The sequence below is a fragment of the Mesorhizobium sp. WSM3879 genome, assembly GCF_002294915.1.
Classification (GTDB): Bacteria; Pseudomonadota; Alphaproteobacteria; order Rhizobiales; family Rhizobiaceae; genus Mesorhizobium.
This window is the reverse complement of record NZ_NSFZ01000001.1, coordinates 304,486-325,389: the sequence shown is the minus strand read 5'-3', so window position 1 is coordinate 325,389 and position 20,904 is coordinate 304,486. Positions and strand designations below refer to the sequence as shown.

The 20,904-nt window shown below is 64.9% G+C and carries 20 protein-coding genes; 15 read left to right on the top strand and 5 right to left on the bottom strand.

Going from position 1 to position 20,904, the window contains the following annotated elements; genetic code table 11:
• Window positions 1–47 precede the first annotated feature (47 nt).
• The 4 genes from CK218_RS01585 (at window position 48) to CK218_RS01570 (ending at window position 4,588) form a co-directional block, all read left to right on the top strand.
• Window positions 48–1,139, top strand: coding sequence for a DNA topoisomerase IB (locus tag CK218_RS01585; RefSeq protein WP_095826667.1), 1,092 nt, complete (start codon window positions 48–50; stop codon window positions 1,137–1,139).
• 108 nt (window positions 1,140–1,247) lie between these two features.
• A complete protein-coding gene (locus tag CK218_RS01580) occupies window positions 1,248–1,622 on the top strand; it encodes a YciI family protein (protein ID WP_095777191.1) in 375 nt (124 codons plus the stop codon).
• Window positions 1,619–2,893 (top strand): RNA polymerase sigma factor, encoded by a 1,275-nt coding sequence (locus tag CK218_RS01575; protein ID WP_095826666.1) that lies wholly within the window; start codon window positions 1,619–1,621, stop codon window positions 2,891–2,893. Before CK218_RS01580 ends, CK218_RS01575 begins: the two co-directional genes overlap by 4 nt.
• A 183-nt stretch (window positions 2,894–3,076) precedes the next feature.
• Window positions 3,077–4,588, top strand: coding sequence for an aldehyde dehydrogenase family protein (locus CK218_RS01570; protein WP_095826665.1), 1,512 nt, complete (start codon window positions 3,077–3,079; stop codon window positions 4,586–4,588).
• A 189-nt stretch (window positions 4,589–4,777) separates the two neighbouring features.
• Here the strand turns inward: CK218_RS01570 and CK218_RS01565 are convergent, their stop codons facing one another.
• Window positions 4,778–5,644, bottom strand: a complete 867-nt coding sequence (locus CK218_RS01565) for a hypothetical protein (RefSeq protein ID WP_095826664.1) — start codon at window positions 5,642–5,644, stop codon at window positions 4,778–4,780.
• A gap of 71 nt (window positions 5,645–5,715) precedes the next feature.
• On the opposite strand from CK218_RS01565, the gene CK218_RS01560 reads away from it, so the two are divergent.
• The 3 genes from CK218_RS01560 to CK218_RS01550 all read left to right on the top strand — a co-directional run bounded on the left by CK218_RS01560 (window position 5,716) and on the right by CK218_RS01550 (window position 8,503).
• Window positions 5,716–6,804, top strand: coding sequence for a GNAT family N-acetyltransferase (locus CK218_RS01560; protein ID WP_348628708.1), 1,089 nt, complete (start codon window positions 5,716–5,718; stop codon window positions 6,802–6,804).
• A gap of 132 nt (window positions 6,805–6,936) precedes the next feature.
• Window positions 6,937–7,707, top strand: coding sequence for an SDR family oxidoreductase (locus CK218_RS01555; RefSeq protein ID WP_067002323.1), 771 nt, complete (start codon window positions 6,937–6,939; stop codon window positions 7,705–7,707).
• 34 nt (window positions 7,708–7,741) lie between these two features.
• Window positions 7,742–8,503, top strand: a complete 762-nt coding sequence (locus CK218_RS01550) for an SDR family NAD(P)-dependent oxidoreductase (protein WP_095826663.1) — start codon at window positions 7,742–7,744, stop codon at window positions 8,501–8,503.
• A 37-nt stretch (window positions 8,504–8,540) separates the two neighbouring features.
• On the opposite strand, the gene CK218_RS01545 is transcribed toward CK218_RS01550, so the two are convergent.
• The 4 genes from CK218_RS01545 to CK218_RS01530 form a co-directional block, all read right to left on the bottom strand.
• Window positions 8,541–9,644 carry an alcohol dehydrogenase family protein gene (locus CK218_RS01545; protein WP_095826854.1) on the bottom strand — a complete coding sequence of 368 codons (1,104 nt, stop codon included), beginning with the start codon at window positions 9,642–9,644 and terminating at the stop codon, window positions 8,541–8,543.
• 67 nt (window positions 9,645–9,711) lie between these two features.
• A complete protein-coding gene (locus CK218_RS01540) occupies window positions 9,712–11,091 on the bottom strand; it encodes an aspartate aminotransferase family protein (protein WP_095826662.1) in 1,380 nt (459 codons plus the stop codon).
• Between the two features lie 36 nt (window positions 11,092–11,127).
• Complete coding sequence (locus CK218_RS01535) at window positions 11,128–12,621, bottom strand: NAD-dependent succinate-semialdehyde dehydrogenase (RefSeq protein ID WP_095826661.1); 1,494 nt, start codon at window positions 12,619–12,621, stop codon at window positions 11,128–11,130.
• 129 nt (window positions 12,622–12,750) lie between these two features.
• Window positions 12,751–13,236 (bottom strand): Lrp/AsnC family transcriptional regulator, encoded by a 486-nt coding sequence (locus CK218_RS01530; protein WP_095781181.1) that lies wholly within the window; start codon window positions 13,234–13,236, stop codon window positions 12,751–12,753.
• A gap of 84 nt (window positions 13,237–13,320) precedes the next feature.
• Between CK218_RS01530 and CK218_RS01525 the strand changes: the two genes are divergently transcribed.
• The 8 genes from CK218_RS01525 (at window position 13,321) to CK218_RS01490 (ending at window position 20,880) form a co-directional block, all read left to right on the top strand.
• Window positions 13,321–14,706 (top strand): PLP-dependent aminotransferase family protein, encoded by a 1,386-nt coding sequence (locus CK218_RS01525; RefSeq protein WP_095826660.1) that lies wholly within the window; start codon window positions 13,321–13,323, stop codon window positions 14,704–14,706.
• Window positions 14,707–14,842: 136 nt separating this feature from the next.
• Entirely contained in the window at window positions 14,843–15,628 is a 786-nt protein-coding gene (gene ehuA, locus CK218_RS01520; RefSeq protein ID WP_095826659.1) for an ectoine/hydroxyectoine ABC transporter ATP-binding protein EhuA, read from the top strand.
• Window positions 15,629–15,782: 154 nt separating this feature from the next.
• On the top strand, window positions 15,783–16,583 hold the full coding sequence (ehuB, locus tag CK218_RS01515; RefSeq protein ID WP_245434863.1) for an ectoine/hydroxyectoine ABC transporter substrate-binding protein EhuB: 801 nt from the start codon (window positions 15,783–15,785) through the stop codon (window positions 16,581–16,583).
• Between the two features lie 182 nt (window positions 16,584–16,765).
• Window positions 16,766–17,425, top strand: a complete 660-nt coding sequence (ehuC, locus tag CK218_RS01510; protein ID WP_095826657.1) for an ectoine/hydroxyectoine ABC transporter permease subunit EhuC — start codon at window positions 16,766–16,768, stop codon at window positions 17,423–17,425.
• A gap of 16 nt (window positions 17,426–17,441) precedes the next feature.
• Window positions 17,442–18,101, top strand: coding sequence for an ectoine/hydroxyectoine ABC transporter permease subunit EhuD (ehuD, locus tag CK218_RS01505; protein WP_067002307.1), 660 nt, complete (start codon window positions 17,442–17,444; stop codon window positions 18,099–18,101).
• A gap of 5 nt (window positions 18,102–18,106) precedes the next feature.
• Entirely contained in the window at window positions 18,107–18,883 is a 777-nt protein-coding gene (gene eutA, locus CK218_RS01500) for an ectoine utilization protein EutA (RefSeq protein WP_095826853.1), read from the top strand.
• 12 nt (window positions 18,884–18,895) lie between these two features.
• On the top strand, window positions 18,896–19,891 hold the full coding sequence (gene eutB / locus CK218_RS01495) for a hydroxyectoine utilization dehydratase EutB (protein WP_095826656.1): 996 nt from the start codon (window positions 18,896–18,898) through the stop codon (window positions 19,889–19,891).
• Window positions 19,888–20,880, top strand: coding sequence for a cyclodeaminase (locus tag CK218_RS01490; RefSeq protein ID WP_095826655.1), 993 nt, complete (start codon window positions 19,888–19,890; stop codon window positions 20,878–20,880). The genes eutB and CK218_RS01490 overlap by 4 nt, the downstream gene beginning before the upstream one ends.
• The last annotated feature ends 24 nt before the right edge of the window (window positions 20,881–20,904 follow it).

Here is a 20,904-nt window from a genome sequence, read left to right as displayed (position 1 = left end):
AGCCGCTGTCGCGCGGCTTATCTACGGACCAGTTCCGTGGAGTTACCATGCTGCAACGAGCACAATCGTCCTTCGGCCGCCTGGCGGGTGGTCTGGAAATACAAGGGAACGGCGCGCAGAGTTCCGCCGAGCGCGCCGCGCTCAGCTATGTCAGCGATGCCGATCCGGGCATCCGGCGCCTGAGAAAAGGCAAGGGATTTTCCTATGTCGGCCCGAACGGGAGTGCGGTCACCGCGGCGACGCTCGACCGTATCAAGGCGATCGTCATTCCGCCGGCGTGGACGGATGTATGGATCTCGCCCGACCCGAACGGCCATATCCAGGCGACCGGCCGGGATCAGCGCGGACGCAAGCAGTACCGCTATCATCCGCAGTGGACCGAGGAACGGGACGGCGTCAAATACTCCAGCCTCGTTGCTTTCGCGGAAAGCCTGCCCTCCTTGAGGCGCCAGGTCGATGCCGATCTGCGCCGTCATGGACTGCCACTGGAGCGCGTTGTCGCCTCTGTCGTCTGGCTGCTCGACAACACCATGATCCGTGTCGGCAATGCCGCCTATGCCCGCGACAACAAGAGTTTCGGCCTGACCACGCTGCGCGACCGCCATGTCGAAATCACTGGTTCCAGCCTGCGCTTCTCCTTCATGGGCAAGTCCGGCAAGGAATGGAAGCTGAAGCTCGTCGACCGACGCATCGCCAAGATCGTGCGCGGCGCGCAGGACCTGCCTGGCCAGAAGCTGTTTCAGTATCTTGATGACGAGGGAACACGCCGGCCGCTGCGGTCGGAGGACGTCAACCGCTATATTCGCGAGGCATCTGGCCCGGAGTTCAGCTCCAAGCATTTTCGCACCTGGGGCGGCACCATCCATGCGGCATCCCTGTTCGCGCAGGCGGAGTTGCCCGAGAGCATCACCCAGAAAAACCGCGTGATGAACAGTATCGTCGACAAGGTCGCCGAACGACTCGGCAATACGCGAGCCGTCTGCCGCCGGTGCTATATCCATCCGCTCGTATTCGAGGAGTGGGCCGAAGGGAAGCTGCTCGGCGAAATGGCCGAAGCCAACAAACGAAAGCGCCTTATACCGGGCCTCGACGAGGAGGAGACGCTGGTGCTGAGATGGCTGCAGGCGCGCGAAGCCTGACCACACCCGGGTGACAGTGTAAACCCGTGATCGCCCTACAACTTTTTTGTCGACCATGTGTCGGGAAGGGTCTTACTGTTGCGTCCTTTGATACGGAAAGGACGCGCCATGCTTTATGCCATTCTCTGCTATGCCTCCGAAGACGTCGTCTGCTCCTGGAGCAAGGAACAGGACGAGGACGTCATGGCAAAGCTCCTCAACGTACAGGACAAATACGCCAGGGCAGGCCGGCTGGGGCCGGTGGCGCGCCTGCTGCCGACCACAGCCGCGACGACGCTTCGCAAGGTCAAGGGCGAATCGGTGGTGCTCGACGGCCCGTTCGCCGAGACCAAGGAGCAGTTCCTCGGCTTCTACACGCTCGAATGCAATCACCTGGACGAAGCCGTCGAGTTCGCCCGCGAACTCTCCGAGGTCAATCCGAGCGGTGGTTCCTACGAGATCAGGCCGATCTCGGTCTTCAATCCGACAAAGGTTCCCGCATGACCGAACTTGCCTGGATCAGCAACGCGATCAGCACCGCCCGTCCGCAGGCGATGGGCGCGCTGCTGCGCTATTTCCGCGACCTCGACGCCGCGGAAGAAGCTTTCCAGGATGCGTGCCTGAGGGCGCTGAAGAACTGGCCGAAAAACGGGCCGCCGCGCGATCCGGCGGCCTGGCTGATCTTCGTCGGCCGCAACAGCGGCATCGACGCGGTGCGCAAGCGCGCCAAGCAGGCGCCGATGCCGGAAGAGGATCAGATCTCCGATCTCGAGGATGCCGAAGGCGATATGGCCGAGCGGCTCGACGGCGCGCATTATCGCGACGACATCCTGCGGCTCCTGTTCATCTGCTGCCATCCCGATCTGCCGGCGACGCAGCAGATCGCGGTCGCGCTGCGCATCGTCTCCGGCCTGACGGTCAAGCAGATCGCGCGCGCCTTTCTCGTCGGCGAGAGCGCCATGGAGCAGCGCATCACCCGCGCCAAGGCGCGCATCGCCGATGCCGGCGTGCCGTTCGAGACCCCAGGCGCGATCGAGCGTTCCGAGCGCTTGGCGGCGGTCGCGGCCATGATCTATCTGATCTTCAACGAGGGCTATTCGACCAATGGCGGCGAGGCGCCGGCCCGCGCGCCGCTCTGCGAGGAGGCGATCCGGCTCGCCCGGCTGCTGCTCAGGCTGTTTCAGCAGGAACCGGAGATCATGGGGCTGACGGCGCTGCTGCTTCTCCAGCATGCGCGCGCGCCGGCGCGCTTCGACGCGCATGGCGAGATCGTGCTGCTCGAGGATCAGGACCGGTCGCTCTGGAGCCGCAAGATGATCGACGAGGGCCTTGCCCTGGTCGACAAGGCGCTGCGTCATCGCAAGCCTGGCCCATACCAGGTGCAAGCGGCGATCGCGGCATTGCATGCGCGGGCGGCAACACCCGAGGATACGGACTGGACCGAGATCGACCTGCTCTACGGCTTGCTCGAGCAGATGCAGCCGTCGCCGGTAGTGACGCTGAACCGCGCGGTTGCGGTAAGCAAGGTGCGCGGCCCCGAAGCGGCGCTGGCAATGATCGAACCGCTCGAAGATCGGCTGGCAGGCTATTTCCACTTCTTCGGCCTGAAGGGCGGCCTGCTGATGCAGCTCGGCCGCAGCGAGGAGGCGCGCGTGGCCTTCGACCGCGCGATCGCTTTAGCCAATACCGCCGCCGAAGCCGCTCATATCCGCATGCATATCGACCGGCTGATCAAGGAAAGCACCGAGACGTCGCAGGCCAAGAAGGCGCGCTGATCCCACTTTCACTGCTGGCCCAATTTTGCGCGCCGGGGTTGGACCATCCCGGGGTGGCGGTTTTTCCCTGAAACGAGTAATGCCACGCCATGAAAGCGCCGTCGTGCCTCAGGGCGGCGACAAGACGTGGCGCAAGGCTTCGACGCTCGCCATATCCAAGGCGAGATCTGAAAAGGAACAAACATGACGATTGCGAAGGAAACGGCCTCACTTCTCGAGAAGCTTGGCGTCGCCAAGGATACGCTTTCCGGCGGCGACCTCATCGTGCGCAGCCCGGTGACGGGCGAGCAGATCGCGGCACTGAAGTCGATCTCGGCGGTCGATGCCGGCAAGGCTATCGATGCCGCGCACAATGCCTTCCAGGCCTGGCGGCTGGTGCCGGGGCCGAAGCGGGGCGAACTGGTGCGCCTGCTCGGCGAGGAGTTGCGTGCTCACAAGGCGGAGCTCGGCCGGCTGGTGTCGATCGAGGTCGGCAAGATCCCGTCCGAGGGTCTCGGCGAAGTACAGGAGATGATCGACATCTGCGATTTCGCGGTCGGTCTTTCCCGCCAGCTCTACGGCCTGACCATCGCCACCGAGCGCCCTGGACACCGCATGATGGAAACCTGGCATCCGCTCGGCGTCGTCGGCGTGATCTCGGCCTTCAACTTCCCCGTCGCGGTGTGGTCGTGGAACGCGGCACTTGCACTCGTGTGCGGTGACGCGGTGGTGTGGAAGCCGTCGGAAAAGACGCCGCTGACGGCGCTTGCCTGCGAGGCGATCTTCGAGCGCGCCGCCAGGCGTTTCGCCGATGCGCCGGAAGGCCTGCTCCAGGTGCTGATCGGCGACCGCGCCGTCGGCGAGGTGCTGGTCGACCATCCGAAGGTGCCGCTGGTCTCGGCCACGGGCTCGACCCGCATGGGCCGCGAGGTCGGTCCGCGGCTGGCCAAGCGTTTTGCACGCGCGGTGCTCGAGCTCGGCGGCAACAATGCCGGCATCGTCTGCCCGAGCGCCGATCTCGACATGGCGCTGCGCGCCATTGCGTTCGGCGCCATGGGCACCGCCGGCCAGCGCTGCACGACGCTCAGGCGTTTGTTCGTGCATGAGAGTGTCTATGACGCGCTGCTGCCGCGCCTGAAGAAGGCCTATCAGAGCGTTTCGGTCGGCAATCCGCTGGAGACCTCGGCGCTGGTCGGTCCGCTGATCGACAAGGCCGCCTTCGACAATATGCAGAAGGCATTGAAAGAAGCGGAAGCACATGGCGGCAAGGTGACCGGGGGCAAGCGGTTCGAGAACGGCCATCCCGATGCTTACTATGTGCATCCGGCGCTCGTCGAAATGCCGAAGCAGGTTTCGCCCGTGACGGAAGAAACCTTCGCGCCGATCCTCTATGTGATGAAATATGCCGATTTCGACGAGGCGCTCGACCTGCACAACGCGGTCGGCGCCGGCCTGTCGTCCTCGATCTTCACCCGCGACCTGCAGGAATCGGAGCGCTTTCTCGGCGTCGACGGTTCGGACTGCGGCATCGCCAATGTCAATATCGGCACGTCGGGCGCCGAGATCGGCGGCGCATTCGGCGGCGAGAAGGAAACCGGCGGCGGCCGCGAGAGCGGCTCGGACGCCTGGAAGGCCTATATGAGGCGCGCCACCAACACGGTGAACTTCTCGAAGGCCCTGCCCTTGGCGCAAGGCGTATCCTTCGACATCGACTGAGGACATAGAGCGGTTCACCGTTTCACGGAAACGGCAAACCGCCCTATCTCTTTGATTTGACAATTCCGGACGGAAAACCGTTTCGCAATATCCTGGAATTGCTCTGAGCGCCGCGTCATCGTCGAAGCGGCTCAACGGCGCGTCTCTTTGCGCGCCGTCACGGCAAGCTCGGAGCAGGCGCCGCGGCGCTCAGCCTTCGCTCGCGCCGGAAAAACACGCCTCGAAGGCTGCGTCGACGATCGCGAGCTTGGCTGCCTGAACGGCCATATACTCGTCGAAGAACTGCCGCGACACCCACATGACGGAATGTCCGCGCTGCCCGACCCAGCCGATGCTGCCGAGCGCCTCGGCGTCGCGGAGCTTGCGCGCCAGATGCGTGCGCGACAGTTTCAGCCAATGCGCGAATTCGCTGATCGAAATGACGCCGGTCGGAATCTTCTCGAGGCTGGCGTCCTCCGGATCGATACCCGACATCAGCCAGTCCATGACGATGCCGCCGTTGTTGAGCCAGATGAACAACGAGAAGGTTTGCTGGGGTTCCCGCACCGGAATGGATGCGAGCAATCCGTCGCAGATCAATGGCTGCAGCTTGGCCAGCATATCGGGGTGTTCGAGGAAAGTCGTCAGCCGGGCTCCGCCATCGATGCGGTCGAGCGTTCGCAAATGGGCATGGATCCAGCCGGTAAAGGTCTCGATGGTGGCCGCGGTCACCCGCAAGGGATGAGCTCGGCCATCGCCACGCGACGAAATGTATTCGGCGACGTTGTAATGGAGCATTTCCTTGACGAACGCTTCGGCGGTGTTGCGGCTGGCAACTGAATTGCGGCGCACGACCTCGATGAAACGCGCTACGGTCATTTCGGTGCGGCGGTCATCGGGGTCGCGCCTGAAATGCAGCGCAAGTCCGACATGGCCGAGTAGCCAGCGCTGCTGGGTGGCAAAAACGGCGGCAAGGCGCGGGCTGGTTTCGTAGATATGGATGAGCGCGCGCGACTGCTCCTTGACACCGCGCAGAGCTGCCGGATGACTGGCGATTTCTTCGGCGCTCAGGGGCATTTCCTCGGGCACTCCATTCAATTCGAAGCAACGACCAAAGAAGATTCCCCGCCTTCGACGGTCGTGTCCAGTTGCCCATTGGAACAACGGCTGATGTTTCGGGCGCGTTCTTGCTAACCCTTTGCATCGATTCGAAAAACCCGGATAGCAATCCGCTCGACGGTCTAGCGTTCAATGGGCGGCCTCTTCGCCGAATCGGCGAAGGAGCATCGACGGTTGGGCTTCGTGGCGTGGACAGGTCGGCAACGTCCAAAACCGGTCTTTGCAACCTGCTGGCGGCGACCTATCCTGGCGACTTAAAATCCGTTGCCGCGCCGAGTGAAGCCATGCCGAGAACGATCCGGACGCTGACCGCCAGCGAGGTGGAAACGCTCGTCGAGTGGGCGGCGGGGGAGGGATGGAATCCGGGCATCGGCGATGCCGCCGCGCTCAGGGCCGCCGATCCGGAAGGATTTGTCGGTGCCATCGTCGGCGGCGAGATGGTGGCCGGCATCTCGGCCGTCGCCTATGGCGCGGAGTTCGGTTTCATCGGCCTCTATATCTGCCGGCCCGATCGGCGCGGTGAAGGCCATGGCAAGGCGGTCTGGGATGCCGGCATGGCTCGGCTCGGCGACCGCATTGTCGGCCTCGACGGCGTAGCCGAGCAGCGGGCCAACTACCAACACAAAGGGTTCGTGCCGGCTTATGAGACCGTCCGCTTCAGCGGTCGTCCGGCGGGACTGACCGGGGGGCGGGAAATCCGGTCCGTGGAGGCCGCCGAGACAGCCGAGATCCTGGCCTATGACCGCCAGTGCTTTCCGGCGCCTCGGGAGGCCTTCCTGCGGGAATGGCTGCGGCCGCCCCGGATCGCGATGATGTCCACTGGCTCGACCGGCCTTGCCGGCTACGGCGTGGCGCGCCGATGCCGCGAAGGTTTCAAGGTCGGTCCGCTGTTCGCGGATGACATGGAAACAGCTCTGGCTTTGATGGTGGAACTGACGGGAAGGACGGCGGGCGAAGCCTTGCATATCGACGTGCCGGCCACTCAGATCGGCTTTACCGCCGTGCTTCAGGCTGTCGGCATGGTCCCCGGTTTCACGACGACCCGCATGTACCGCGGCGGGAAACCAGGCAATGCGCCGTCGAAGGTTTTCGGCATCACGACGCTGGAGCTGGGGTGATCGCGAAGCGAATGGCTTCGGTCCTGTGATCATTGATTGTCGGGCTTGGCGCATGCGAGATGTCTCTCCGACGTGGTTCGGATGCCGGACTGTGTCTCGCCGCAACGCTCATCGCACAGCGGAGGTTATCGAATGGCTGGAAGAACCGTCCTGATCGCGGGCGGCGCCGGGGGAATGGGTCTTGCGACGGGGCTGCGCCTGGCGGCTGACGACGAGCGGATCGTGCTCGCCGACCTTCCCGGCGCGAAACTCGACGAGGCCGTGTCAAAGATTGCTGCGACCGGTGCGAACGCGATCGGTCTGCCGCTCGACGTCCGTTCCGTCGCCGCCTGCCGGGAGGTTGTGGACAAGGCGCGCGAGTGGGGAGGCGGCCTGGACATTCTCGTCAACGCCGCCGGCGTCTGGCTCGAGGGAGCGGCAAGCGAGGTCCGCGAAGAGCAATGGGACCTGGTGCTGGATGTCAATCTCAAAGGCGCCTTCTTCCTGATCTCGGCCGCCATTCCGCACCTGTCGGCGGCGCAGGGCGTTATCATCAATATCGCCTCCGACGCGGGCATCGTCGGCAACAGCGGCGCGGCGGTCTATTGCGCCTCCAAAGGCGGGCTGGTGCTGCTGACCAAGGCTCTCGCCCTGGAGCTTGCGCCGCACGGCATTAGGGTCAACGCCGTCTGTCCTGGCGACACGGCGACGCCGATGATCGAGTATCAGGCAAGGACCTATGGCGGAGATGACCCGGACGGCTACAAGCGCCGGCTCCTTGGGCACTACCCGCAAGGGGAAAGAGCACGGTTCATCGGCGTGGAAGAGATCGCCTCCTTCATCCATTATCTTTGCCAGCCCGGCGCGGCGCCGATCACCGGGGCCGCGCTTTCGATCGATTTCGGCATCAGCGCCGGATACTGACTCGCGGCATTGGCGTCATCGCCTTGGAGGGCTCATGACCACGTTTCGCAAATCCCGCACAGCGCTGGTGACCGGCGCGGGCGCCGCCGACGGCATCGGCGCCGCGGTGGCGCGTGCGCTCGGAGACGCCGGGCTTGCGGTCGCGATCACCGCCTCGTCGCATCGCGTCGAGCAGCGCGCCGAAGAGCTGCGGGCGGAGGGGCTCGACGTTCGTGCGGTGGTGGCCGATCTGACGCGTGCAGCGGATGTCGAGCGGCTCTGCTCGGAGGTCGGCGAAATCGATATCCTCGTCAACAATGCCGGGATGGGAACAGTCGCCCAGCCGGCGCTGCAGCGGCGATTTCTCGATCTCAGCGAGAGCGACTGGGACCGCGGCATCGATGTCAGCCTGAAGACCACATTCCTTGCCACACGCGCATTTCTGGCCGGCATGGTCCGACGCGGTCATGGACGCGTGGTGAACATGGCCTCGGTCACCGGCCCTTACGTCTCCAACGAAGGCGAGGCCGCTTATTCCGCCGCCAAAGCAGGCATGGTCGGGCTGACGCATGCGCTTGCGCTGGAGGTCGGCCGCAGCGGCGTCACCGTGAACGCCGTGGCGCCGGGCTGGATCGCGACGGGCGCCTCGACACCGGAAGAGCTCGTCGCCGCGCAAAACACGCCGCTTGGACGCGCCGGCGCTCCGGAAGAGGTCGCCGCGGCTGTGCTGTTCCTGGCGTCCGACGGCGCCAGCTATGTCAACGGAGCCGTCCTCGTCGTGGATGGCGGCAACATCCTTCAGGAGCGCAAGGGCTAACCGCGAAGGTCAACCGGTCGGCCGCCGCCATCGGTCGCTACTTGTTCGTGTCGGCAATCGCGTCCGGCACCACCACCAGCTTGCCGACGAAGTCCTTGGCCATGAAGTCGGTCTGGGCGCGGTGGAAGTCCGACAGCTTGTAGACGCCGCCGACCAGCGGGCGGATCTTCTTCTCCTCGATGTAGCGCACGATGCGGCGGAAATCGGCCCTGGTGCCCTGGCTCGAGCCGTGCAGCTGAAGCTGCTTCAGATACATGGTGCGCAGGTCCAACTGCACCACCGGCCCCGCGATGGCGCCTGCGGTGGTGTAGCGTCCCTCGGGCCGCAGGATGCGCAGCAGATCATTGAAAATGGCGCCGCCGACAAGGTCGGCGACCACGTCGATGGGTTGGCCAGCGGTCGCTTCGTTGACGGCGGCAGGCAGGTCGGCCACGCCGCGCGTGACCACTTTCTCGGCGCCGATGTCGAGCACCGCTTGCTCCTTGCCCTTGCCGACCACGGCATAGGGAATGGCGCCCCGCGCCCGCGCCAGCTGCACGATGCCGGAGCCGACACCGCCGGAGGCGCCGGTGACCAGCACCCGTTCGCCGGCCTTCAAGCCTGCACGTTCCAGCATCTGCTCGCCGGTGAGATAGGCGCAGCAGAAGGTGGCGAGCTCGACATCGCTCAAATCGGTATTGACGACATGCGCGTTCTCGGCCGGCAGCGCCTGGTATTCGGCATAGCCGCCGTCACGGCCGTGGCCCATATAGTCGATGTCGGCAAGCGAATCGTCGTCACGGTTGTAGATGGAGAAGTCGACCATGACGCGTTCGCCGATGCGCTCGGAGGGTACACCGTCACCGACGGCGACGATGGTGCCCACCGTATCGGTGCCCTGGATGCGCGGAAAGGTCAGCGTGTTGCCTTGCCGGCGCCAGGTCGACACGGCGGCCGCGTCTTCCTCGGTGCCGTAGGCGCCCTGGCGCACCCAGACATCGGTGTTGTTCATGCCGCAGGCGCTGACCTTGACCAGCACCTCGCCGGCAGCCGGCGGCGGCACCTTCACATCGGTGCGATAGACGAGTTTTTCCAGGCCGCCGTGGCCGGTGAGTTGCACGGCGGCCATCGTGGCCGGGACGGTTCTGGTTATGGCATTCATGTCGGTCTGTTCCTTTGCTTTCACGCAACTCCGGACGGAAAACCGTTCACACCTTTCCTGGATTGCTTCAGAGGCTGGCAAACACGCTGTTCACGGCGTCGGCGGTCTTGGCGACGATGGTGTCGGCCTCCTCGCGCGTCAGGCAAAGCGGCGGCGCGAAGCCGAGGATGTCGCCCTGCGGCATGGCGCGGCCGATGACGCCGCTTGCCGCGAGCGCCGTGGCGATCTGCGGGCCCACTTTGAGCGCCGGATCGAAGAAGACGCGATCGTCGCGATCCCTGACGAACTCGACCGCAGCCAGCATGCCGTCGCCGCGGACCTCGCCGACGTTTCTGTGGCCGCCGACGGCCTTGGTCAGTTCGGCGCGGAAATAAGCGCCGGTCTCGCCGGCATTCCTCACCAGATCCATCTCGTCGATCAGTTCGAGATTGGCGACGCCCGCGGCGACGCAGATGGGATGCGCCGAATAGGTCCAGCCGTGGCCCAGCGAGCCGAGCTTGTCGGAACCCCTGACCAGCACCTGCCAGGCCTTGTCGGACACGATGACGCCGGAAAGCGGCGCATAGGCCGAGGTCAGCCCCTTGGCGATGGTGATCAGGTCCGGCTTGATGCCGTAATGGTCGGAGCCGAACATGGTGCCGAGACGGCCGAAGCCGGTCACCACCTCGTCGGCGACAAGCAGCACGTCGTATTTGTTCAGCACCGCCTGGATCTTTTCCCAATAGCCGGCGGGCGGCGGCACGATGCCGCCGGTGCCGAGGATTGGCTCGCCGATAAAGGCCGCGACTGTCTCCGGGCCCTCGGCGAGGATCATCTCCTCCAGCTTGTCGGCGCAATATTGCGAAAACTGCTCCTCGCTCATCGAGCGGTCGGCGCGGCGGAAATAATAGGGTGCCTCGGTGTGCATGATCGGCGCGCGCGGCAGGTCGAAGGCGTTGTGAAACAGCTCGAGCCCGGTCAGCGATCCGGTCATGACGCCAGAGCCGTGGTAGCCGCGCCAGCGCGAGATGATCTTCTTCTTCTCCGGCCGTCCCAGAACGTTGTTGTAATACCAGATCAGCTTGATGTTGGTCTCGTTGGCGTCGGAACCCGAGAGGCCGAAATAGACCCTTGACATGCCCTTCGGCGCGCGGTCGATGATCATCTTGGCGAGCGTAATCGAGGCCTCGGTGCCGTGCCCGACATAGGCGTGGTAATAAGCTAGGTTCTTGGCCTGATCGGCAATGGCATCGGCGATCTTGTGGCGGCCATAGCCGACATTGACGCAATAGAGCCCGGCAAAGGCATCGATGCTCTTCTTGCCGGTGTTGTCCCAGACGGTGACGCCTTCGCCGCCGGCCATGATGCGCGCCGGGGACTCGCCCCGCGCATGCGTGCCCATATGCGTCGAGGGATGGAAGAAGTGGTCGCGATCCCAGGCCGAAAGTTCGTTGGACTGTTCGAGCATCTTTTTTCTCCTTGCAGGGAATTCTTCCGGCGTGCGCTAGGCGACGTCCAGACAAAGGTATTTCAGATCGGTGAAGGCTTCGAGGCCATGGCGCGAGCCTTCGCGGCCGATGCCGGACTGCTTGACTCCGCCGAACGGGATCGGCGCGCCGGTGATCTTCACCCGGTTGATCGCGACCATACCGTATTCCAGCGCGCGACCCATGCGCGCCTGGCGCGCGCCGTTCTCGGTCACGACATAGGCGACGAGGCCATATACGGTAGCATTGGCGCGGGCGACGACTTCCGCTTCCTCGTCGAACGGGGTGACGGCGGCGACCGGGCCGAAGGTTTCCTCATGCATGATCAACGCCTCGTCCGGCACATCGACGAGCAGCGTTGGCTGATAGAACAGCGGCCCGGCCGCATGGCGCTTGCCGCCGATGAGGCAGCGCGCGCCGCGAGCCAGCGCGTCTGCGACCTGCTCCTCCACCTTCTTGACGGCGCGCTCATGCATCAGCGGGCCGATATCGGCGTCGGGCGAAAGCCCGTTGCCGGCGCGCAGACGCTCGATGCGACGGGCGAGGGCGGCGCAGAAGCGGTCATAGATCTGGCGCTGCACATAGATGCGGTTGGCGGCAAGACAATCCTGGCCGGAGGTGGCGAATTTGGCGTCGAGGGCGATCGTCACCGCCTTTTCGATATCGGCATCACCGAAGACGATCAGCGGCGCATGGCCGCCGAGCTCCATGACCAGCCGCTTCATCGTCGGCGCGCTCTGCGCGGCAATCAGCCGGCCGACGTCGGTCGAACCGGTGAAGCTCATGGCGCGCACCCGGGCGTCAGCGCACATCGCGCCGACGATGGTGCGCGCATCCCCGGTGACAACGTTGAAGACGCCGGCGGCCAGGCCGGCACGCTCGCCGAGCTCGGCTAGCGCCAGCGCCGAAAGCGGCGTTTCCGAGGACGGATGCGCCACCACGGTGCAGCCGGCGGCAAGCGCCGCAGCGGCCTTGCGGGTGAGCATGGCCGACGGAAAGTTCCATGGGGTGACGACGCCGACGACGCCGAGCGGCTCGCGGCTAACGGTCATCTGAGCATTCGGCAGATGGCTGGTGACGCTTTCGGCATTGAGGCGCTTTGCTTCCTCGGCATACCACTCGACGAAGGAGGCGGCGTAGTCGATCTCGCCCAGCGATTCCTTTAGCGGCTTGCCCTGTTCAAGCGTCATCAGCAGCGCCAGGTCGTCCTTGCCGGCGACGATCAGCTCGAACCATTTTCGCAAGATTCTGGAACGCTCTTGCGGCAGCGCGGAGCGCCAGGCCGGCAGGGCACGCGCTGCAGCGTCGACAGCCTCCGCCGTTTGGCTTGCGCCGAGCGCGGCAACGAAGGCGACTGTGGCGCCGGTGGCCGGATCAGTGACTGCGAAGCTCGCGGCCGAGTCGCCGGCCGTCCAATGTCCCCCGATATAGCCGAGATGGCGCAGCAGCCGGTGATCGGCGAGACGATCCAGTGCTTCGTGGCGGTGTGGGCGTGCAAAATGCGCGGACATCGTTTGTCTCCCGGTGCCAAGGCGATGCGGAGAGATTAGCCGCGCGACCGAGACAGAGAGGCTTTTTCGTCAGCCGCCAGGAGAGAGATTGTCTCTCATCGCCCGCCGGGCCAGACGATCTCTCCGGCTTCAGCCTGGCAACAGGTCGGCGACAGGCACCACGGACTCCTCCTTCACCGTCTTGGTGACAATGTAGGTGAAGTAGCGGTCGATGCCGATCTCGCGTTCCAGAAGGGCGTCGACCAGCCGCTGATAGGCGTCGATGTCCCGCGCCATCACTTTCAGCACATAGTCGACGCCGCCGCCGACCGACCAGCAGGCGACGATCTCGGGCACGTCGCGGATGACCCGCTCGAAACGGTCGAAATCGGCTTGCCGGTGGCTGGCCAATGTCACCTCCATCAGCACGGTCGCCACCGGCGCGATCGCGCGCATGGCGATTGCGGCGTGGTAGCCGGAGACGATGCCAGCCTTTTCCAGCTTGCGCAGCCGCATCCAGCAAGGCGTCGGCGACAGGCCGACCTTCTCGGCCAGCGCCAGCTTGGTGATGCGCCCGTCGCGCTGGATGGCGTCGAGGATCTTGAGGTCGATCGGATCGAGTTTCGCTGCCGCCATGCCGGCCCCGCTTTTTGTTCCGGCCACCATGACGATGCATTATTTCGATTGTCAATTGCACTGATTTCGATCTCTAATAAAGTCATGACATTATGGCAGCCAGATCCTGCGCTCATCCGCCGCCCGGCCTACCTCTCGCTGGCCGATCAGTTCGCGCGCGCCATCCATGACGGAAAGCTCGCCAATGGCGCGCGACTGCCGACGCACCGGCGGCTTGCCGACGACCTGAAACTTTCGGTCCAGACGGTCAGCCGCGCCTATGAGGAACTGATCCGCCGCGGTCTGATTGCCGGCGAGGTCGGCCGCGGCAGCTTCGTGCAGACGCAGCGCCGGGAGCCGGAGCCGCCCTACCTTCCGGAACGGTTGGGCGAGGTCATCGACCTCTCGATCCTGAAGCCGGTCTGCGAGCCGATGCATCTGGAGAAGCTGAAGCAGGCGTTGGGGTGGCTGGCCGAGAACCTGCCGTCGAGTTCGGCGCTGTCGTTCCGGCCGAACATGGTGTTCCCGCGTCATCGCACGGTGGCGGTCGGATGGCTGAAGCTCTGCGGCCTCGACGCCTCACCGCAGAACATCAGCCTCACCAACGGCGCCACCGCCGGCATGACGGTAGCGCTGATGAGCGTCGCACCGCCCGGCTCGACGGTCGCCACCGAGGCGATCGGCCACCACACGCTGGTGCCGCTCGCCCGCTATCTCGGCTTCAATCTCGAAGGCCTGCCGATCGACGACAACGGCCTGATCCCGGAAGCGTTGGACGAGGCCTGCCGTCTCTCCGACATTCGCGCCGTTTTCGTCCAGCCTTCGGTCATCAACCCGACGGCGAGCTTGATGGACGCCAGCCGGCGCGAGCAGATCGCCGCGGTCGCGCGCAAACATGACATCGCCATCATCGAGAACGACGTGCTCGGGCCGCTCGTCGAAGGCCGGCCTCCGGCGGTTGCCGCCTTCGCGCCCGAGCGGACGCTCTACGTCACCTCCTTCACCAAGATCACCGTGCCCGGCCTGCGCATCGGCTATCTCGCGGTGCCCGACCGCTATGTCGCGGCCGTCGCCAACCGCCATCTCGTCTCGAACTGGATGGCGACGCCAATGGTGGCGGAAATCGCGACGCGGTGGGTGAACGACGGCACGGCTTTTGAGTTGGTCAACTGGCAGCGCGGGGCGCTGAGACGCCGGCAGGAAATCGCAGCCGAAATGCTGGCCGGTGTCGACTATCGCTCCCATCGCGACGGGCTGCATCTGTGGCTCGAATTGCCGGGCGACCGCGCCGAGGAAAGCTTCGTTGCGCAGGCGCGCCTGCGCGGCGTGGCGATTGCCCCGGGCACGTCGTTCCGCATCGCCGACACGCCGTGGCACCCGGCCGTGCGCATCTCGCTCGGCTCGACCACCGAAGGGGAACTGCGCGCGGGCTTGAGCGTTGTCGCCAAGCTCCTGCTGGGCGATCCGGAGCATCTTCTGCTCGCCATCTGATGCAAATGCGGAGCGCCAATTGCCCCGAAATTGTGCAGCGCTCGAAAAATTGTCATGATATTATTTTCCTAATTGACATGATTTAGCGCGTTTCGCATCGTTAGGACCATAGGCCGCTTTAGAACGGGGAAATGGATTGCCCGCGCCCATCATCAAGGTCGACGCCATTTCGAAAAGCTTCGGCGCCTTCAAGGTGCTCGACGGCCTGTCGATGCAGGTCATGCCAGGCGAGAAGCTGGCGCTGATCGGCCCATCCGGATCGGGCAAGACGACGATCCTGCGCATCCTGATGACGCTGGAAAAGATCGACGGCGGCAATATCCAGATCGACGGCGAGCAGCTCTATCACATGGAGCGCAACGGCCAGCTGGTGCCGGCTGACGAGCGGCACCTGGCCAAGATGCGCCAGAAGATCGGCATGGTCTTCCAGCTTTTCAATCTGTTCCCGCACAAATGCGTCATGGACAACGTCACGCTGGCACCCATGCTGACCAAGGGCGTGGCGCGAGCCGCCGCCGAAAAACGGGCGATGGAGCTGCTCGACATGGTGGGCCTCGCCGATAAGGCGAAGAGCATGCCGGCACAGCTTTCCGGCGGCCAGAAGCAGCGCGTCGCGATCGCCCGCGCGCTGGCGCTGTCGCCCAAGATCATGCTGTTCGACGAGGTCACCTCGGCGCTCGACCCCGAGTTGGTCGAGGAGGTGCTCAACGTCATGCGTAAGCTGGCCGCCGAAACCGACATGACGATGCTGCTCGTCACTCATGAGATGGGCTTTGCCCACGACTTCGCCGATCGCGTGCTGTTCTTCGATCGCGGCAGGATCGTCGAGGAGGGCAAGCCCGATGAGATTTTCCGCCATCCCAAGCAGGAACGCACGCAGGGCTTCCTGAAGAAGATCATCGCGGCCGGACATCGCGTCTGACCGCCATGCCAGGGCGGCGAAGCCGTCCCGAAAGCCAGAAACGGGTGGCAAGTACGCCATCCGAACCGAGCGAACCAAGAAGAGAAACAAGGAGTTGGGAACGATGAAGAAACTTGGCATCCTGGCTGGCGTCGCCGGTCTCGCCGTAAGCACCATGCTGCTCGCCTCCGGCGCGCGTTCAGCAGACGACGCAAAGTTCGAGCAGCTCAAGCAGCAGGGCTTCGCCCGCGTCGCCATTGCCAACGAGCCGCCCTACACCGCGGTCGCCGCGGACGGCAAGGTCTCGGGCGCCGCACCCGACGTAGCGCGCGAGATCTTCAAGCGCCTCGGCGTCAACGATATCGTCGCCTCCATCTCCGAATATGGCGCCATGATCCCCGGCCTGCAGGCCGGCCGCTTCGATGTCGTCACCGCCGGCCTGTTCATGAAGCCCGAGCGCTGCGCGGCTGTCGCCTATTCCGAGCCGGTGCTGTGCGATGCGGAAGCGATGCTGGTGAAGAAGGGCAACCCGAAGGGTTTCAAGAGCTATGAGGACGTCGCCAAGGACACGTCGGCCACTATCGGCGCGCCGGGCGGCGGCACCGAGGAGAAGCTGGCGCTCAATGCCGGCGTGCCGCGCGACCGCGTCATCGTCGTGCCGGACGGCCAGAGCGGCCTGAAGATGGTGCAGGACGGCCGCATCGACGCCTATTCGCTGCCCGTTCTGTCGATCAACGACCTCATCAAGAAGGCCAATGATCCGAATCTCGAAGTGATCGCGCCGGTGCAGGGCGCGCCGGTCTATTGCGACGGCGCCGCCTTCAAGAAGGGCGACGAGGCGCTGCGCGATGCCTATGACGTCGAGCTCGCCAAGATGAAGAAGTCCGGCGAGTTCGCCAAGATCATCGAGCCCTACGGCTTCTCGGCCAAGGCGGCGATGTCGACGACGCGCGAGAAGCTCTGCGCGGCGAAGTAATCTCCCTTCTTACCACCTGCGGGGAGAAGATGGCTCGAAGAGCCGGATGAGGGGCGGCGCGCCAGCATTTCAAGGTCAGCGCTGCCCCTCATCTGCCTGCCGTCATCTCCTCCCCGTGGGCGGGGACAAGGCTGTCGCAGCCTCTCGCAACGACTGCAAACGTTAGGAAAATTTGAAACTCAATGACCCAGTGGTCCGGCTATCTCGGCCTGATATTGCAGGGAGCGCTTGTCACCATCGAGCTGACGCTGATGGGGTCGGTGCTTGCGCTCGTCATGGCCTTTCTCGCCGGCATGGGACGTGTGTCGCGCTTCTTCATCGTGCGCGCGATCGCCACGACCTATATCGAGTTCTTCCGCGGCACCTCGATCTTCGTGCAGCTGTTCTGGGCCTATTTCGTGCTGCCTTTCGCCGGTCTGTCGCTGACGCCTTTGCAGGCCGGCGTGCTGGCGCTGGGGCTCAATGTCGGAGCCTATGCGGCGGAAGTCGTGCGCGGCGCCATCCTGTCGATCGGCCGTGAGCAATATGAGGCCTGCACGGCGCTTAATTTCGGCCGCTGGCAAGGCATGCGCCACGTCATCCTGCCGCAGGCGCTGCTCATCATGCTGCCAACCTTCGGCAACAACGCGATCGAGCTGCTCAAGGCGACTTCGGTCGTATCGCTGATCTCGCTTGCCGATCTCACCTTCCAGGCGCAAGTGGTGCGCTCGCAGACCGGCAGCACGCTGATGCCCTTCCTCTCCGTTCTCGTCATCTATTTCGCGCTCGCGCTGATCATCTCCTGGGGCGTGCGCTCGCTGGAGCGCCGCATGGCGCGCGGTCTCGACGGAGTGCGTGTCTGATGGAATGGGCCCGCTGATGGAATGGGATTGGAACTTTGTCTGGGAGATCATGCCGACCCTGATCCAGGGGGTGAAGATCACGATCCTGGCGACCGTGCTCGGCTCGATCCTGGCCGGGATCGTCGGTCTGGCGATCGCGCTGGCGCGGCGCTCGCCTAACCGCACGGTGTCGCGCAGCGTCGGCTGGTTCGCCGAATTCATCCGCGGCACGCCGCTTCTGGTGCAGCTCTATTTCATCTTCTACGTGCTGCCCGATATCGGCATCCTGCTGCCGCCCTTGGTGGCGGGCGTCATCGGGCTTGGACTGCACTACGGCACCTATACGGCCGAGGTCTATCGCGCCGGCATCGACAATGTGCCGCGCGGCCAGTGGGAGGCCGCCAAGGCCTGCAATCTTAACGGCCGCCACACCTGGACGCATGTCATCCTGCCGCAGGCGATCCCGCCGATGATCCCGGCTTTGGCCAACTACTTCATCGCCATGTTCAAGGAGACGCCGCTGCTTTCGGCGATCACCGTGCTGGAGCTGATGAACCAAGCCAAGAGCGTCGCCAATACCTATTACCGCTACATCGAGCCGATGACGCTGGTTGGCGCCTTCTTCCTCGTCATCAGCCTCTGCTCCGTCGTGCTGTTGCGCTGGCTGGAGCGTCGTTACGGCAGGATCGAGAGATGAAAGTCATGAAACTGTTGCCCGAAATCGAGCTGGCATCGACCCGGCCCGCACTCGATGCGCGTCCGCTCGAAAAGCGCGTCGGGCTGATTGCTTTGGCCACCGATCATACCAGCGAGGTCGACTTCCGCCGCATGGTGGCGAGCGAGCGGATCGGCGTCTACGTCGCGCGCATCCCCTACGCCAATCCGACGACGCCGGACAATCTGCGCAAGATGCAGCCCTCGCTTTCGGCGGGCGCGGCACTGATCCTGCCGGACGAGACGCTCGATGCCGTCTGCTATTCCTGCACGTCTGCTTCCGTGGTGATCGGCGACGCCGAGATCGAGCAGGCGATCCAGGCGGCCAAGCCGAATGTTCCCGTGGTCACGCCGCCCATGGCCGGCGTGCGCGGCCTCAACGCTTTTGGCGTGAAGCGGATCAGCATTTTCACCCCTTACACTGTCGAGACCAGCCGGCCGATGGCCGCCTATTTCGCCGCGCACGGCTTCGACATCGAGAGCGTCACCTGCCTCGGCTTCGAGGACGATCGGGAGATGGCACGCATCGAGCCTACCTCGCTCGTCGATCTGGCGCGCAAGGCGACGCATGCGCAGGCGGATGCGCTGTTCGTTTCATGCACCGCGCTACGCGCGGCGCTCGCCGTTCCAGGCATGGAGGAGGCAATCGGCCGCCCGGTCGTCACCAGCAACCAGGCGAGCGCCTGGAACTGCCTGCGGCTTTGCGGGGACGACACGGCGCGGCCGCAGTTCGGCCGGCTGATGACGAAGCCATTGGCCCGGTGAGCGGGCATGCCAATGACCAAAACGGAAGTCACGCTTCAGCATATCCGCGCTGCGCGCGAACGCATTGCCGGAAAGGTCGAGCGGACGCCGACTGTGTTGTCGCAAAGCCTCTCGGATCGGGCGGGACATCCCGTTCACCTCAAGCTGGAACATCACCAGACGACCGGCGCGTTCAAGCTGCGCGGCGCGTCCAACGCGATCGCCGCGTTGAGTCCGGAGGAAAGGTCGCGCGGCGTCGTCGCGGCATCGACCGGCAATCACGGCCGCGCGCTGGCCCATGCGGCGAAGCTCGAGGGCATGCGCGCGGTGATCTGCATGTCGAGGCTGGTGCCCGAGAACAAGCTCGACGCAATCCGCCGCCTCGGCGCGGATATTCGCATCGTCGGCAACAGCCAGGACGATGCCCAGCAGGAGGTCGACAGGCTGGTCGCGGAGGAGCGGCTGGTCATGCTGCCGCCCTTCGACCATCCCGACATCGTCGCCGGGCAGGGCACGTTGGGGCTGGAGATCATGGAGCAGGTTCGGGACGCAGCAAGTGTGCTGGTGCCGCTCTCCGGCGGCGGCCTGGCAGCCGGCGTTGCCGCGGCGGTCAAGGGGGTGAGCCCGGCCACCAAAGTCGTCGGCGTGTCGATGTCGCGCGGTGCCGCGATGAAGGCGAGCCTCGATGCCGGCCGCCCCGTGCAGATCGAGGAATTGCCGACGCTTGCGGACTCGCTAGGCGGCGGCATCGGCCTCGATAACCGGCTGACCTTTGCCATGTGCCGTGAGCTGCTCGACGACGTCATCCTGCTTTCCGAGGACGAGATCGCCGCCGGCATTCGGCATGCCTATGAGGAAGAGCGCGAGATCGTCGAAGGCGCGGGCGCGGTCGGCATCGGCGCGCTGCTTGCTGGGAAGGTCACTGCGAAAGGACTGGTGGTGGCCATCCTGTCTGGCCGCAACATCGACATGAGCCTGCATCGCCGCATCGTCTGCGGCAACGCTGCACTGACGGAGCGCCCCACATGAGCCGCATGACCATCCTCACCGAAGCCGAGCTGCGCAAGATCGTGACGCTCGATCTGGATGCGGTCGCCTGCGTCGAGAACGCGTTTCGGGCTTTGGTGACAATGCCGGTGGCGATGCCGCCAATCTTGAGGATTGACATTCACGAGCATCGCGGCGAGGTCGACGTGAAGTCCGCCTACGTGCCCGGCATAGATGGCTTCGCCGTCAAGATAAGCTCCGGCTTCTTCGACAATCCGAAGCTCGGCCTGCCGAGCGGCGGCGGCATGATGGTGCTGCTTTCGGCCAAGACCGGTGTGGTCGAGGCGCTGCTGCTCGACAATGGCTATCTGACCGATGTGCGCACCGCCGCAGCCGGCGCGGTCGCGGCCAAGCATCTGTCGCGCGAAGACTCCAGCATAGCGGCGATCTTCGGCGCCGGCTTGCAGGCCGGCCTGCAATTGGAAGCGCTGCGCCTCGTCAGGCCGATCGCGGAGGCGCGCGTCTGGGCGCGCGATGCGGCCAAGGCCGAGGCGACCGCGGCCCGCTTGCGCGAGAGACTGGGCATCATGGTGCGTGCCGAGCCGGATGCGGCGAGGGCGGCAGCGGGCGCCGACATCATCGTCACCACCACGCCTTCGACCGAGCCGCTGATCAAGGCCGGGTTCGTCTCGGCCGGCCAGCACATCACCGCGATGGGCTCGGATGCCGAGCACAAGAACGAGATCGCGCCGGCGATCCTTCGCCTGGCAGATCTCTATGTCGCAGACAGCGCGAAGCAGACGCGGCGCTTGGGCGAGCTTCACCACGCCATCGAGGCAGGGGCGATGGCGGCCGACGCGGAAGTCATTGAGCTCGGCCAGGTCATCGCCGGGAAAAAGCACGGACGACGATCGGCCGGCGACATCACCATCGCGGATCTCACCGGCACCGGCGTGCAGGACACCGCGATCGCCACCTTAGCCCGCGACCGCGCTGGGGCGGCGAAGACGGGAACGATTTTCGAAAGCTGAATATGGCCGCGAGGCCCAACAAAC

Bases quoted from the DNA above. Each gene is read 5' to 3' on its own strand.
- CK218_RS01580 (WP_095777191.1), top strand. From the start codon at position 1,248: ATGCTTTATGCCATTCTCTGCTATGCCTCCGAAGACGTCGTCTGCTCC.
- CK218_RS01555 (WP_067002323.1), top strand. From the start codon at position 6,937: ATGGCTGGAAGAACCGTCCTGATCGCGGGCGGCGCCGGGGGAATGGGT.
- ehuC (WP_095826657.1), top strand. From the start codon at position 16,766: ATGACCCAGTGGTCCGGCTATCTCGGCCTGATATTGCAGGGAGCGCTT.
- CK218_RS01535 (WP_095826661.1), bottom strand. From the start codon at position 12,621: ATGTCCGCGCATTTTGCACGCCCACACCGCCACGAAGCACTGGATCGT.
- CK218_RS01540 (WP_095826662.1), bottom strand. From the start codon at position 11,091: ATGCTCGAACAGTCCAACGAACTTTCGGCCTGGGATCGCGACCACTTC.
- CK218_RS01545 (WP_095826854.1), bottom strand. From the start codon at position 9,644: ATGAATGCCATAACCAGAACCGTCCCGGCCACGATGGCCGCCGTGCAA.
- CK218_RS01525 (WP_095826660.1), top strand. From the start codon at position 13,321: ATGACATTATGGCAGCCAGATCCTGCGCTCATCCGCCGCCCGGCCTAC.
- CK218_RS01585 (WP_095826667.1), top strand. From the start codon at position 48: ATGCTGCAACGAGCACAATCGTCCTTCGGCCGCCTGGCGGGTGGTCTG.
- ehuD (WP_067002307.1), top strand. From the start codon at position 17,442: ATGGAATGGGATTGGAACTTTGTCTGGGAGATCATGCCGACCCTGATC.
- CK218_RS01565 (WP_095826664.1), bottom strand. From the start codon at position 5,644: ATGCCCCTGAGCGCCGAAGAAATCGCCAGTCATCCGGCAGCTCTGCGC.
- CK218_RS01490 (WP_095826655.1), top strand. From the start codon at position 19,888: ATGAGCCGCATGACCATCCTCACCGAAGCCGAGCTGCGCAAGATCGTG.
- eutA (WP_095826853.1), top strand. From the start codon at position 18,107: ATGAAACTGTTGCCCGAAATCGAGCTGGCATCGACCCGGCCCGCACTC.
- CK218_RS01570 (WP_095826665.1), top strand. From the start codon at position 3,077: ATGACGATTGCGAAGGAAACGGCCTCACTTCTCGAGAAGCTTGGCGTC.
- CK218_RS01530 (WP_095781181.1), bottom strand. From the start codon at position 13,236: ATGGCGGCAGCGAAACTCGATCCGATCGACCTCAAGATCCTCGACGCC.
- eutB (WP_095826656.1), top strand. From the start codon at position 18,896: ATGACCAAAACGGAAGTCACGCTTCAGCATATCCGCGCTGCGCGCGAA.
- ehuB (WP_245434863.1), top strand. From the start codon at position 15,783: ATGCTGCTCGCCTCCGGCGCGCGTTCAGCAGACGACGCAAAGTTCGAG.
- CK218_RS01575 (WP_095826666.1), top strand. From the start codon at position 1,619: ATGACCGAACTTGCCTGGATCAGCAACGCGATCAGCACCGCCCGTCCG.
- CK218_RS01550 (WP_095826663.1), top strand. From the start codon at position 7,742: ATGACCACGTTTCGCAAATCCCGCACAGCGCTGGTGACCGGCGCGGGC.